We start from the raw sequence: 12927 nt of genomic DNA, 5'->3' as shown, positions 1-12927 counted from the left end.
TTCCCCTAGTTCGCTGCCGGCAACCGCAGCCGCACCAGCAGCCCGCCGAGATCATCGCTTTCCTCCAGCGCGACGGTGCCGCCATAGATCTCCGCCACATCACGGACGATCGCCATGCCGAGACCCGTCCCGGGCTTGCCGCTGTCGAGCCGCACGCCGCGATCGAAGATGCGCGCGCGCTGTTCCTCGGGAATGCCCATGCCGTCGTCCTCGATCAGGAATTCGACGAAGCCGGCCTGCGCCTTCACCGTCACGAACACGCTGCCGCCGCCGTACTTCGCGGCGTTCTCGACCAGATTGCCAAGCATCTCGTCGAGGTCCTGCCGTTCGACATGAACCTGCAAATCCTTTGGCCCGTCGGTGTCGATCCGCACATGGCGGTACAGCCGCGCCACTGCACGTTCGACCGATTCGAGACTGGGCCACACATCCGCGCGGCTGTGCGCGGAGCCGCGCCGGCCAACAGCTCGTGCGCGTGCGAGGTGATGGTCGACCTGCCGCCGCATCGTCCGCGCCTCACGCACTACTGTCTCGCCGAGGTCGTCGGCCTGCGCGGTCGCCGCGTTCATGATGACGGTGAGCGGGGTCTTCAACGCGTGCGCGAGGTTGCCGGCATGACGACGCGCTTCCTCGGCCTGTTTCTCGTTATGCTCGATCAGCGCGTTCAGCTCCTCGACCATCGGCGCGACCTCGATCGGCATCGCGCGCTCGATCTGACGCGCTTTGCCCGCGCGCATCCGGGCGATCTCCTCGCGCACTTTCCGAAGCGGCCACAGCCCGTAGAAGGTCTGGAGCGCCGCCATCACGATCAGCCCGAAGCCGAGCAGTGCGAAGCTCTTGAGCAACGTCGAGCGCAACACCTTGATCTGCGCGTTCAGCCCGGCGCGGCTTTGCGCGACCTGGAAGCGCCATTTTACCGGCGATCCGGGGATCTGCACATCGCGTTCGACAATGCGAAGCTTTTCGTCTGGAAATTGGGCGCTGTCATAGACGTGAACGCTAAGATCTTCGTGCGTACCGCCATAAGCCAGACGTCGGTCCCACAAGGAACGCGAACCGAACGGCTCGTGCCCTTTTGCGCTGACCTGCCAGTACAGACCTGAATAGGGTTCAAGAAAACGCTGGTCGGCGGCCGCCCGATTAAAGATCACCTCACCATCGGCGATCTCCGACGAAACGATCTGCGCGTTGAGCACATATTCGAGCTGATCGTCGAAGTTTTTGGTGACTGCACCGGTCAGCACCCGGTCGAGCGCATATCCGCCGCCGCACAGCAGCAGCAGGATCCACGCCGCCGCCACGCCGATCATGCGCCGGCTCAGCGAGCCGGTGGTGCGCACGCGCGGGTTGGGCGGCGAGATATCCTGCGGGGCGGCGTTATCGCTCATGCGGTCGGCGCCTCACACGGCAACCGCCGGGGCTGATAGAAGAGAGGACGCCCGACCATGACCCCGGCGTCGCCTTACGCTTTTGGCTCTTCGAGGCTGTAGCCGAGGCCCCGTATCGTGGTGATGACATCCTGTCCGAGTTTCTTGCGGATGCGCGTCACAAAAACTTCGATCGTGTTGGAATCGCGATCGAAATCCTGATCGTAGATATGCTCGATCAACTCGGTGCGGCTCACCACCTTGCCCTTGTGGTGGAGCAGGTAGCTGAGCAGCTTGTATTCCTGCGCGGTCAGCTTCACCGGTTCGCCCGCCAGGGTCACCTTGCCGCTGCGCGTATCGAGCCGCACGTCGCCCGCAATCAGTTCGGACGAGGCGTTGCCCGAGGCGCGGCGGATCAGCGCACGAAGGCGCGCGATCAGTTCCTCGGACTGGAACGGCTTGGCGACGTAATCGTCGGCACCCGCGTCCAGCCCGGCCACCTTGTCCGACCAGCTGTCGCGCGCGGTCAGCACCAGCACGGGCATCACCTTGCCCTCCTTGCGCCAGCGGTCGAGGACGGTCAGCCCGTCGATCTCGGGCAGGCCGAGATCGAGCACCACCGCGTCGTAATTCTCGGTCTGGCCGAGAAACAGCCCTTCCTCGCCGTCTGTGGCGAGGTCGATCGCATAGCCTGCGCCCTCGAGCGTATTCTTGAGCTGCTGGCCGAGATTGGGTTCGTCCTCGACGATCAGAACGCGCATTGCTGTCCCCTTTGGAATGTCAGCGGGTTGAGGCTCAATGGCCGGTGCGGCCGATGATTTGGCCGGAGCGGCCATCCACATCGACCCAGATGACGACGCCATCGCGCAGGAACTTCAACGTGTAAACGCCGCTTTCCCCCTCGAAATCGAAACCGAGGTACTGGCTGCCCCGCATCGTCGGCAGCACGCGCGCCTCGATTTCGCGCAAGGGGAGGATGCGGCCCTGCTGGCGCTGCCGCCACGCCTGCTGCTGGTCGCGCTGCTGCGCCGGCGCGGCAGACGCGAGCGGCGCTGCAAGCAGCAGCGGTAGTAGCAAGGCGGACAGCATCTTCATGGCGTGTCGCATAGGGGGCTCGCGTTGAACAGCCTGTGAATAGCCGGCGGCGCACGCGAACAGCAAAGCTGCTCGCGAGACGCCGCCAGGCCGGCCGGCGGGTCGGCTCAGCCGAACCCGTCCGACGACGCGGGATTTACTCCCGCGCCGGGTTTGAATGAGGTGATGCCCAAGCCACAAGAACCACCCCCAAACCGTTCGTGCCGAGCGAAGTCGAGGCACATGCGCTTCAGGCGGTCCCTCGACTTCGCTCGGGATGAACGGGGGAAGGGGAAGGTCGCGCCGCGGCAAAGCCGCGTCGTCGGACGGCGCTTGGGCGCCGCCGGCCGGGCGTGCGCCGGCCTTTGCTTTAGCTGCGCTAAAGCGTTAGGCGCACGCCATGCCCGCACCCATCCTCGCTTACGAAAATCTCGGTGTTATCCAAGGCTCCGGCTGGTTGTTCCGGGGGCTCGACATCAACGTCGGTCCGCGTGACCGGCTGGCACTGATCGGCCGCAACGGCGCCGGCAAGACCACCCTCCTCAAACTGCTCGCCGGCGTGATCGACAGCGACGAGGGGCGGCGCACGATCGTGCCCGGCACCCGCGTCGTCCTGCTCGAACAGGAACCGGACCTGCGCACCTTCCCGACGCTTGGCGATTACGTGATGGGCGGCGACAACCCGCCCTTGCAGTACGAAGCGGACGCGATCGCCGATCAGCTCGGCATCGACCTCTCCCGCGAATCCGCCTCCGCCTCGGGCGGTGAGCGCCGCCGCGCCGCGATCGTCCGTGCGCTCGCGCTCGACCCGGACGTGCTGCTGCTTGACGAGCCGACCAACCACCTCGACATCGCCGCGATCGACTGGCTGGAGGAATGGCTCAACCGCTTCCGGGGCGCGTTCGTCGTCATCAGCCACGATCGTACCTTCCTCACCCGCCTGACCAAGCAGACGCTGTGGCTCGACCGCGGGGCGATGCGGCGTGCGGAGATCGGCTTCGGCGGGTTCGAGGCGTGGACCGAACAGGTCTATGCCGATGAGGAACGCAACGCCCAGCGGCTCGACGCCCGGCTCAAGCTGGAGGAACATTGGCTGCTGCGCGGCGTCACCGGCCGGCGCAAGCGCAACCAGGGCCGCCTCACCAAGCTGATCGAGATGCGCGCCGAACGCGCCGCGATGGTCGGCCCGCAAGGCTCCGCCAACCTGACGATCGGCACCGACGACGCGCGCAGCAAGGTGGTGATCGACGCCAAGCATATCTCCAAGCGTTTCGGTGCCCGGACCATCATCGACGACCTGACGCTGCGCATCACGCGGAAAGACCGGATCGGCATCGTCGGCGCGAACGGCGCGGGCAAGTCGACGCTCATCAAGCTGCTTACCGGCACGCTGGAGCCGGACAGCGGCACCATCAAGTTCGCGCAGACGATCGAGGCGATCGTGATCGATCAGCAGCGCATCAAGATGGAACCGCAGAAGACGGTACGCGATGTGCTGGCCGATGGCGGCGACTGGGTGGAAGTGCAGGGGGTGCGCAAGCACGTCATCGGCTATCTCAAGGACTTCCTGTTCGACGGCCATATGATCGACGCGAAGATCGGCACGCTGTCGGGCGGCGAACGCTCGCGCCTGTTGCTGGCGCGCGAGTTCGCGCGGCCGTCCAACCTGCTGGTGCTGGACGAGCCGACCAATGATCTCGACCTCGAAACGCTCGATCTGTTGCAGGACGTGATCGGCGATTTCGACGGCACCGTGCTGATCGTCAGCCACGATCGCGACTTCCTCGACCGCACCGTCACGGTGACGCTCGGGCTGGACGGCTCGGGCACGGTCGACGTGGTGGCGGGCGGTTATGAGGATTGGGAGCGCCAGCGCCGCGAGAAGGCGCGCGGTGGCAAGCGCGAGAATCCGCGCAAGGTCCAGCCGACCGCACCGCCGCCGCCTACGCCGAAGGTCAAGCTCACCTACAAGGACCAGCGCGACTACGAACTGCTGCCCAAGCGCATAGAGGAACTCGACACGGCGATTGCCCGAGACGAGGCGCTGCTGGCGGACCCGGCGCTGTACTCGAAGGACTTTGCGAAATTCGAGATGCTGACCAAGGCGGTCGCCAAGGCCCGCGCGGATAAGGATACAGCGGAAATGCGCTGGCTGGAACTGGCGGAGATGGTCGGAGGGTGAGCAGTCGATGAGGCTGGCCGCAGTAGGCCGCTCCAACGTTGGCAGCGGCTACCCTATTTACGGTCGACGGGCGTGATCGCGGCGCCTTGGACTTTCCACAGCCGGTGATCGGGCGTCGTCACGAAGATCGACATGTGCATGCTGTACGAAGCGAAGACGTGTATTTCGGTAGGGACAGGATCAAGCAGGTCGTTGACCACAAAGCCGACCGGCTTGGCGCCGGCGGGTAACTTGGGCGCGGTCATGTTGATGCACCTGACGCTATAGGGGCGCGAGGCGAGAACCTGTCCGTCGGGTCCGATGATGACGCGAAAGTTGCCGCCGAGGGGATAGGTGCCCGCGTCCTGCTGCGCCGACAGAAGGTAGACCGCGACTGGCCCGCCTGAGCGTGACGGCAGGACGACCGTGTTGAACGGTGATGGCGTACAGGGCTTGTACGCGCGCTCCTTTGCCCGTTGTGCAGCGATATCCCGCGCTTTCGCCAGCGTGAGCTGCCGAGGCGTGAGCGCAACCGGCTGGTCCAGCAGCGTCTTCTGCTCGACCTTGCCGTTTCGGACGTCGGCGACGAAGAATGCCTGCGCGTGCGCCGTGTCGCCGTGATAATAGGTGACGTGCAATGTCTGCATGTCGATCGGTTCGACGATATAGCCGCCGCTACCCGTCAGCTGCTGTTTCGGCGCGGTCGCCCGCAGCGCGTCGGTGCTCACCCATGCGGCCCGGTCGAACGCATAGAGGATCTGGCCGAGACTGGAGGACTGTGCGATCCGCTGTTCGTCGGACGGTGCGGCGGGGGATGGTTCGACGCTCGGCGCAGGAGCAGGAGGACTGGCGAGAGCCTGAGCGGCGGTCACAGCCAGCATGATCGTCATCAGCACGCTAATCTCCCCTCAGCCGGACGTGTAACCCCGAAAGTCTTGCCTCTAGAACACCGCCGCCACCAACTGCCGGAACGCATCCGCGCGGTGGCTGATTGCGGCCTTCTCCTCCGCCGGCAGTTCCGCGAACGTCTCCTCGCGGCCGAACGGCACGAACACCGGATCGTAGCCGAACCCGATGCGCCCGCGCGGTGGCCAGGTCAGGTGCCCCTCCGCGCGGCCCTCGAACCACTGGACGTGGCCGTCGGGCCACGCCAGCGCCAGCGTGCAGACGAAATGCGCGTCGCGCGAGGCATCCGGCCCCTTGGCGGCCAGCGCATCCTCGACCTTTTGCATCGCCAGCGCCCAGTCGCGCCCGGTCGGCGTTTCCGCCCAGTTGGCGGTGTAGACGCCGGGGTCGCCACCCAGCGCATCCACGCACAGCCCGCTGTCGTCGGCGAGCGCGGGCAGGCCGGACAGATCGGCGGCGGTGAGCGCCTTCAGTTCGGCATTGGCGACGAAGGTGGTGCCGGTCTCCTCCGGCTCGGGCAGGTCGAGCTCCTTCGCCGACACCGCGTCGATGCCATAGGGCGCGAGCAGCGCGCGGATCTCGCGCACCTTGCCCTCGTTGTGGCTGGCGATGACGAGCTTGCCGGGGGCGAGCTTGCGGATCGCCTGTGGCACCACCTCGTCCGTCATTTCGCCACCGCGCGCGCCTGTGCCGCGAAGATATCCGCGCAGCCCATGCGCGCCAGCCGCAACAGCCGGAGCAGCGCCTCCTCGTCATAGGTCGCGCCCTCCGCCGTCGCCTGCACCTCGGCGATGTTGCCGCCTTCGAGCAGCACGAAATTGGCGTCCGCGTCGGCGTTCGAATCCTCGTCGTAATCGAGGTCGAGCACCGGCGTGCCGTTATAGATCCCGCACGAAATCGCCGCGACCTTCTGAGTCAGCGGGTCGGCGGTGAGTTTCCCTTGCGCCAGCAGTCCATCGATCGCGAGCCGCAGCGCCACCCACGCGCCCGAGATCGAGGCGGTGCGCGTGCCGCCATCGGCCTGGATCACGTCGCAATCGAGCACGATCTGACGTTCGCCGAGCAGCTTGAGGTCGGTGACGGCCCGCAGCGACCGCCCGATCAGCCGCTGGATTTCCTGCGTGCGCCCGGACTGCTTGCCCTTCGCCGCTTCGCGGCTACCGCGGGTGTGCGTCGCACGCGGCAACATGCCGTATTCCGCCGTCACCCAGCCTTCGCCGCGCCCGCGCAGGAACGGCGGCACCTTCTCCTCGACCGAGGCCGTGACCAGCACCTTGGTCTCGCCGAAGCCGATTAGCACCGACCCTTCGGCGTGTTTGGTGAAGCGCGGTTCGATCGTGATCGCGCGCATCTGGTCTGGGGTGCGGCCGGATGGGCGCATGAATATTCTCCGTTAAAAAAGCTGGGGCAAGCCGTATCGCTGCGCCGGGAGCGTGTCACCCCTTCTTGCGCCACGCTTCGTCCGGATGACTTTGCCGGTTGAGCGGCGCGCGATCCTACCCCACATAGCCACCATGCCCGCCGCCCCGCTCACCGACCTGAACGATCGCGCCCGCGACGTCTTCCGCGTGGTGGTGGAAAGCTATCTCAACACCGGCGCGCCGATCGGGTCGCGCACCATCGCGCACCTCTCCGGCCTCAACCTGTCGCCCGCCTCGATCCGCAACGTGATGCAGGATCTGGAGGAGGCCGGCCTGCTCGCCGCGCCGCACACCAGCGCGGGGCGGATGCCGACCGAAACGGGCTTGCGGCTGTTCGTCGACGGCATGATGCACGCGATGGAACCCTCGGCCGAGGAGCGTGCGGCGATTGAATCGCGTATTCAGCAGGCCGGACCGGTCGAGGAGGCGCTCGCCGCCACCACCGCCGCGCTGTCCGGCCTGTCGGCATGCGCGGGGCTGGTGCTGGTACCCAAGCGCGAGCTGGTGCTGCGCCAGATGAGTTTCGTGCCGCTGTCGGCCGAAAAGGCTCTCGCAGTGCTGGTCGGCGCAGACGGATCGGTGGAGAACCGGGTGGTCGAACTGCCGCCGGGCGTGTCGATCCCGGCGCTGATCGAGGCGGGCAATTACATGACCGCTATGCTCGGCGGCCTTACCCTCGGCGAGGCACGCCAGCGCATCGAGCGCGAGATGGCGGAGGAACGCGCGCTGGTCGACGGTGCCGCGCGTGCGCTGATCGAACAGGGGCTGGCGGTGTGGAGCGAGGATGGCGACCGCCGTCCGGTGCTGATCGTGCGCGGGCAGGGCCGGCTGATCGATGCCGCCGCCGCTGCCGATCTCGAACGGATCAGCGATCTGCTCGATGATCTGGAGGGCAAGCAGGAGATTGCTCGGCTGCTCGACAGCGCCAGCGCGGGTGACGCGACGCGCATCTTCATCGGGGCGGAGAACAAGCTGTTCTCGCTGTCGGGCTCGTCGGTGATCGCCAAGCCGTTTCGGGGATTGGACGGTCGCGTGGTCGGGGTCGTGGGCGTGATCGGCCCGACTCGGTTGAACTATGCGCGCGTTGTCCCCATGGTTGATTTCACTGCCGCGACACTCGCGCGGCTCATGGGTTAAAGTAACCGGGACTGTATGATGATCGAAGAAAACGCCACCGAAGCCGCCGCCGATCTGCGCGAGGAAACCGCCGAGGCGTCGCCCGAACTCGCCGAGCATGATCGCACGAACGCGCTAGAGGCCGAACTTGCCGAGGCCAAGAAGGCGGTGCTCTATGCCCATGCCGAGGCGCAGAACGTCCGCCGCCGCGCCGAGAAGGAAGCCGCCGACGCGCGCGCCTATGCCGCCACCTCGTTTGCGCGCGATCTGCTGTCGGTTGCCGACAATCTCGAACGGGGTCTGGCGACGATCCCCGCCGAACTGCGCGCGGACGACAAGTTCAAGGCGCTGGTGACTGGCCTGGAGGCGACCGGCCGCGAGCTGGAATCGGTGTTTCAGCGCCACGGCATCAAGAAGATCGTTGCGATGGGCGAGAAGCTCGACCCCAACTTCCACCAGGCGATGCTCGAAATGCCGAGCGACAAGGAGCCGGGCACCGTCGTGCAGGAGATGCAGGCCGGCTACGTCATCAAGGACCGCCTGCTCCGCCCGGCGCTGGTCGCGGTGGCGAAGGCGGGTTAACCTCTATTCAGATCGGCGACCAGTGAATCCCAACCCAAATCTGGTCGCCGAGCGGCCGAGCTTCGTCACCCATCTCGAATGTTCGATGACGGGGGAACGCTACGAGGCGGACCAGCTTCACGGCCTGTCCCGCGCGGGCAAGCCGCTGCTGGTGCGCTATGATCTTGACGGCGTCCGCGCCGCCGCGCCGCGCGCGATGGTGGAGGCGCGGCCGACCGATCTGTGGCGGTGGCGCGAATTGCTGCCGGTGCGGCACCCGCGCGATATTGTCAGCCTGGGCGAGATCGAGACGCCGCTGATCCCGCTCGCCAAATCCGGCGGGCCGAACGTGCTGGTCAAGGACGAGGGGCGCTTGCCGACCGGATCGTTCAAGGCGCGCGGCCTCGTCATGGCGGTATCGATGGCGAAGGCGCTCGGCGTCACCAAGATCGCGATGCCGACCAACGGCAACGCCGGTGCCGCGCTCGCCGCCTACGCTACGCGCTGCGGGATCGAAACGATCGTGCTGTGCCCGGACGATACGCCCGAGATCAACGTCCGTGAGATCGCGATGCAGGGCGCGCGCGTGTACCGCGTCAACGGCCTGATCGACGATTGCGGCGCGATCGTCGCGCGTGGCGCGGCGGAGGGGCGCTGGTTCGACTTCTCGACCCTCAAGGAGCCGTATCGCATCGAAGGCAAGAAGACGATGGGCCTCGAGCTCGCCGCGCAACTCCGCTGGGAGCTGCCCGATGCGATCTTCTATCCCACCGGCGGCGGCACCGGCCTGATCGGCATGTGGAAGGCGTTTGCCGAGATGGAAGCGCTCGGCTGGATCGGCCCGAAGCGCCCCAAGATGTTCGCGATCCAGGCGAGCGGCTGCGCGCCGATCGTCCGTGCGTTCGAAGCCGGCGTCGAACATGCCGAGCGTTGGGAGGATGCCTCCACCGTGGCGGCCGGCATCCGCGTACCGCGCGCGGTCGGCGATTTCCTCATCCTGCGCGCGGTGCGCGAAAGCGGCGGGCAGGCGATGGCGGTGGGCGACCCGGCGATCCTGCGCGCGGTCGACGATGCCGCGCGCAAGGACGGCCTGCTGCTTTGCCCAGAAGGCGGCGCGACGCTCGCCGCCTATCGTGAGGCGTTGCGGCTCGGGCTGATCGATGAGGAGGAAAGCGCGGTGCTGTTCAACTGCGCGACCGGGCTGAAATATCCGATGCCGGATGCGAGCAAGACACTCGACCGGCATCAGCCGATCGATCTCGCCACGCTATAGCCTGCGGTGGCGGTGCGTAGCCGCGCGCTCGGCAGACGTTGCTGGCGCGTAGGCCGCGTTTTTTGATGCATAGCCTGACGATTTGCGACGCTACCAGTCGCCGCGCGCCGCCATCCATAGGCTCACCGCCGCCGCCGCCGCGGTGTCGGCACGAAGGATGCGCGGGCCGAGCGTCACGCCCACCGCGCCCGGCATCGCGCGGATCGCGTCGCGCTCGGCATCGTCGAAGCCACCCTCCGGCCCGATCAGGATCGCCGCCGCTGCCGGCCCATCCCGCATCGCCGCCAGCGCCGGCACGCCGCCCGCCTCGTCCGCGAAATACAGCGTCCGCCCCGCCGGCCAGTCGCGCAGCAGCGCCGCCAGCTTCACCGGCTCGGCAAGCTCTGGGACGGCGGTGCGCCCGCATTGCTCCGCCGCCTCGATCATATGCGCCTGCAAGCGTTCGAGATTCAGTCGGTCCACCACCGTGCGGCGCGTAAGCGTCGGCACCAACCGCGCCACCCCCAACTCGCACGCCTTTTCTACCAGCCAGTCGACCCGCCCCTTTTTCAGCGGGGCGGCGCACAGCCACAGATCCGGCACATGCTCGCGCGGGCGCAACTGCTCGGTCACGTCGAGGATCAGGTCACGCTTGCCGACGGTATTCGCCACTCCCAGCCACTCGCCCGAAACGCCATCGAACAGCTTGACCGGATCACCCACCTTGGTTCGCATCACCGAGATGAGGTAATGCGCCTGCGGCCCCTCGATCCGCACCTGTCCCGGCCCAAGCGGCGCGGCGACGAACAGCCGCGGCGTCGATTGCGGCGGCCACGCCGGAGTGGCGACCATCAGCGTTTCTTGCCCTGGTGGCGGATGTTCGCCGGTCGCCCGCGCTTCTTGATAACGCGGGTCTGGCGGGGTTCGGGGGCAGGGCGGCTCGCGCCCTCGACCATCTCGAAACGCAACGCGCCCGATACCGGGTTCGATTCCGCCAGCCGGAGTTGCAGCCGCATGCCGCTGGCATATTCGGTGCCGGTCTCCTCGCCGACCAGCCGCCGCCCCGCCTCGTCATAGCGGAAATATTCGCGGCCAATGTCGCGCACCGGCATCAGCCCATCGCCGCCGATCCCCTCGACGCTTGCGAAGAAGCCGAAGCTCGCCACGCCGGTGATGCGCACGTCGACCACCTCGCCGATGCGGGTGGCGAGGAACGCCGCGACATAGCGGTCGATCGTGTCGCGTTCCGCCTCCATCGCGCGGCGTTCCAGCATCGAGATCGACTGGCCGATCTTCTCCATCGCCGCCGCCTCGCCTGCAGTCAGCCCGCCATCGCCGAGCTTGTACGCATCGACCAGTGACCGGTGCACGAGCAGATCGGCATAGCGGCGGATCGGCGAGGTAAAGTGCGCGTAACTGCCGAGCGCCAACCCGAAATGCCCGTGATTGTCGGGTGCATAATAGGCCTGCGTCTGCGTACGCAGCACCTGCTCCATGATCTGCGGGCGGAAATCGACCTCGCCGACTTTCTCGAGGATGTGGTTGAACGTGCCCGGTCGGATCACCTGCCCAAGCGCGAACTCGACGCCGAAGGTCTTGAGGTAATCCTTGAGCGCGATCAGCTTCTCGCGGCTGGGCGGTTCGTGCACGCGGTACATGACGGGTGCCTTCTTCGCCTCCAGCGCCTTGGCGGCGGCGACGTTGGCGGCGATCATATAATCCTCGATCAGCATATGCGCATCGAGCCGTTCGCGCGGTGCGACCGAGAGGATGCGGCCCTTCTCGTCTAGCATCACGCGCCGTTCGGGCAGATCGAGATCGAGCGGCGCACGCGCCGCCCGCGCCTTGGACAGCGCTTTCCAGCAGCCCCACAGCGGCGTCAGGATCGGCAGCAACGCATCGTCTTCGCGCGCCGCGTCGATGCTCGCCTGCGCATCCTCATAGGCGATATTGGCGACCACCCGGATCACCGCGCGCGTGAAGCGCCACGTCGACAGCGTGCCGTTCGCAGCGATGCGCAAGTGGCAGACCAGCGCGGCGCGATCGACACCCTCCTTCAGCGAACAGATATCGGCGGACAGTTCCTCCGGCAGCATCGGCACGACGCGATCGGGGAAATACGCACTGTTGCCGCGCCGCCGCGCTTCCTTGTCGATCGCTGCACCCGGCCGCACGTAGAAGCTGACGTCGGCGATCGCGACGATCGCCTGCCAGCCGCCGGGATTGGCGGGATCGTCATCGGGGGCGGCCCACACCGCGTCGTCATGGTCGCGCGCGTCGGCGGGGTCGATCGCGACGATCGGCAGGTGGCGGAGGTCTTCGCGGCCGTCCCCGAGAGGCTGCGCGGCAACGCGGTGCGCTTCCTCGATCGCCTCGGGCGCGAACACGGTCGGGATGCCGAGCTTGTGGATCGCGATCATCGAGAAACTGCGCGGCGCAAACGGATCGCCGAGCACCTCGGTCACGCGCGCGGTGATGCGCGGTGGGCGCCCAGCTTTCTCCGCCAGCACGAGATCGCCGGGCTTGGCACCGCCTGCGTCGGACACCTGAAACTCGCGCCGCTCCTTCTTCTCGACGCCTTGCAGCCAGAGCTTGCCGTTTTCCTCATGCAGCACGCCGAGGATCAGTTCCTCACCGCGCGCCAGGCTTTTCATCGGGTGTGCGATCCAGCCGTTCCCCGCTTCCTCGGTCCGCGCCAGCACGCGATCGCCCACCGCGAGCGCGCCGTTCTTGCGTTCGCGCACGCGCAGCCGGGGGGCGGGCGTCTCCGCCTCCCACTTCTCCGGCACCGCCCACACGTTGCCGCCGTCATCGACATCGGCGATGCGCAACACCGTCACCTTGGGCAAGCCACCGAGTTTGTGGAAGGCGCGACCCGGTGCGCTGTCGATCAGGCCTTCGTCGGCCATGTCCTTGAGCAGCGCCTTCAGCGCAATCTTGTCCTGCGCCGACAGGCCGAAGGCGCGCGCGATCTCGCGCTTGCCGGCGGGCGTGGGCGAGGTGGTAATGAAGTCGAGGATCTGCTCGCGCGTGGGCAGGCCGGGGGTAGGGCGTTTGGGCATCTAGCGG

The 12927-nt window shown here is 67.1% G+C and carries 12 protein-coding genes; 4 read left to right on the top strand and 8 right to left on the bottom strand.

All coding sequences use genetic code 11. The annotated features are described in order from the left end of the window. Positions 1-5: 5 nt before the first annotated feature. The 3 genes from OXR00_RS10195 to OXR00_RS10185 all read right to left on the bottom strand — a co-directional run bounded on the left by OXR00_RS10195 (position 6) and on the right by OXR00_RS10185 (position 2462). Complete coding sequence (locus OXR00_RS10195; RefSeq protein ID WP_242149256.1) at positions 6-1388, bottom strand: ATP-binding protein; 1383 nt, start codon at positions 1386-1388, stop codon at positions 6-8. Between the two features lie 74 nt (positions 1389-1462). Then, complete coding sequence (locus tag OXR00_RS10190) at positions 1463-2128, bottom strand: response regulator transcription factor (protein WP_242149259.1); 666 nt, start codon at positions 2126-2128, stop codon at positions 1463-1465. Positions 2129-2162: 34 nt separating this feature from the next. Then, positions 2163-2462, bottom strand: a complete 300-nt coding sequence (locus OXR00_RS10185) for a hypothetical protein (RefSeq protein WP_242149261.1) — start codon at positions 2460-2462, stop codon at positions 2163-2165. 379 nt (positions 2463-2841) lie between these two features. Between OXR00_RS10185 and OXR00_RS10180 the strand changes: the two genes are divergently transcribed. Further along, the gene (locus tag OXR00_RS10180) at positions 2842-4623 is read left to right on the top strand and encodes an ABC-F family ATP-binding cassette domain-containing protein (protein WP_267388124.1); all 1782 of its coding nucleotides are present in this window, start codon (positions 2842-2844) and stop codon (positions 4621-4623) included. 53 nt (positions 4624-4676) lie between these two features. Here OXR00_RS10180 and OXR00_RS10175 read toward each other — a convergent pair whose 3' ends face one another. The 3 genes from OXR00_RS10175 to rph are packed head-to-tail and all read right to left on the bottom strand — an operon-like array spanning position 4677 to position 6889. Then, complete coding sequence (locus tag OXR00_RS10175) at positions 4677-5498, bottom strand: hypothetical protein (protein WP_267388123.1); 822 nt, start codon at positions 5496-5498, stop codon at positions 4677-4679. Between the two features lie 45 nt (positions 5499-5543). Further along, positions 5544-6176, bottom strand: coding sequence for an RdgB/HAM1 family non-canonical purine NTP pyrophosphatase (gene rdgB, locus OXR00_RS10170; RefSeq protein ID WP_267388122.1), 633 nt, complete (start codon positions 6174-6176; stop codon positions 5544-5546). Next, positions 6173-6889: a ribonuclease PH gene (gene rph / locus OXR00_RS10165; protein WP_267388121.1), complete on the bottom strand. Its 717-nt coding sequence runs from the start codon at positions 6887-6889 to the stop codon at positions 6173-6175. The genes rdgB and rph overlap by 4 nt, the downstream gene beginning before the upstream one ends. A 133-nt stretch (positions 6890-7022) precedes the next feature. Between rph and hrcA the strand changes: the two genes are divergently transcribed. From hrcA to OXR00_RS10150, 3 genes are read left to right on the top strand one after another with little or no spacing between them, the layout of a single operon-like run. After that, positions 7023-8066 (top strand): heat-inducible transcriptional repressor HrcA, encoded by a 1044-nt coding sequence (gene hrcA / locus OXR00_RS10160; RefSeq protein WP_267388202.1) that lies wholly within the window; start codon positions 7023-7025, stop codon positions 8064-8066. Positions 8067-8084: 18 nt separating this feature from the next. Then, a complete protein-coding gene (gene grpE, locus OXR00_RS10155; RefSeq protein ID WP_267388201.1) occupies positions 8085-8627 on the top strand; it encodes a nucleotide exchange factor GrpE in 543 nt (180 codons plus the stop codon). A gap of 22 nt (positions 8628-8649) precedes the next feature. Further along, positions 8650-9879: a threonine synthase gene (locus OXR00_RS10150; RefSeq protein ID WP_267388120.1), complete on the top strand. Its 1230-nt coding sequence runs from the start codon at positions 8650-8652 to the stop codon at positions 9877-9879. Positions 9880-9969: 90 nt separating this feature from the next. On the opposite strand, the gene OXR00_RS10145 is transcribed toward OXR00_RS10150, so the two are convergent. Next, the gene (locus tag OXR00_RS10145) at positions 9970-10710 is read right to left on the bottom strand and encodes a 16S rRNA (uracil(1498)-N(3))-methyltransferase (RefSeq protein WP_267388119.1); all 741 of its coding nucleotides are present in this window, start codon (positions 10708-10710) and stop codon (positions 9970-9972) included. After that, a complete protein-coding gene (locus OXR00_RS10140) occupies positions 10710-12920 on the bottom strand; it encodes a VacB/RNase II family 3'-5' exoribonuclease (RefSeq protein WP_267388118.1) in 2211 nt (736 codons plus the stop codon). Before OXR00_RS10140 ends, OXR00_RS10145 begins: the two co-directional genes overlap by 1 nt. Positions 12921-12927 lie beyond the last annotated feature (7 nt).

It is taken from the genome of Sphingomonas sp. GC_Shp_3, assembly GCF_026540945.1.
Classification (GTDB): Bacteria; Pseudomonadota; Alphaproteobacteria; order Sphingomonadales; family Sphingomonadaceae; genus Sphingomonas.
Note: the sequence above shows the minus strand (reverse complement) of the source record. Positions and strands in the feature narration are given on the sequence as shown.

Coding starts and splice junctions, on each gene's coding strand:
- rph (WP_267388121.1), bottom strand. CDS start 6,889: ATGCGCCCATCCGGCCGCACCCCAGACCAGATGCGCGCGATCACGATC.
- rdgB (WP_267388122.1), bottom strand. CDS start 6,176: ATGACGGACGAGGTGGTGCCACAGGCGATCCGCAAGCTCGCCCCCGGC.
- grpE (WP_267388201.1), top strand. CDS start 8,085: ATGATCGAAGAAAACGCCACCGAAGCCGCCGCCGATCTGCGCGAGGAA.
- OXR00_RS10180 (WP_267388124.1), top strand. CDS start 2,842: ATGCCCGCACCCATCCTCGCTTACGAAAATCTCGGTGTTATCCAAGGC.
- OXR00_RS10195 (WP_242149256.1), bottom strand. CDS start 1,388: ATGAGCGATAACGCCGCCCCGCAGGATATCTCGCCGCCCAACCCGCGC.
- OXR00_RS10140 (WP_267388118.1), bottom strand. CDS start 12,920: ATGCCCAAACGCCCTACCCCCGGCCTGCCCACGCGCGAGCAGATCCTC.
- OXR00_RS10145 (WP_267388119.1), bottom strand. CDS start 10,710: ATGGTCGCCACTCCGGCGTGGCCGCCGCAATCGACGCCGCGGCTGTTC.
- OXR00_RS10190 (WP_242149259.1), bottom strand. CDS start 2,128: ATGCGCGTTCTGATCGTCGAGGACGAACCCAATCTCGGCCAGCAGCTC.
- hrcA (WP_267388202.1), top strand. CDS start 7,023: ATGCCCGCCGCCCCGCTCACCGACCTGAACGATCGCGCCCGCGACGTC.
- OXR00_RS10185 (WP_242149261.1), bottom strand. CDS start 2,462: ATGAAGATGCTGTCCGCCTTGCTACTACCGCTGCTGCTTGCAGCGCCG.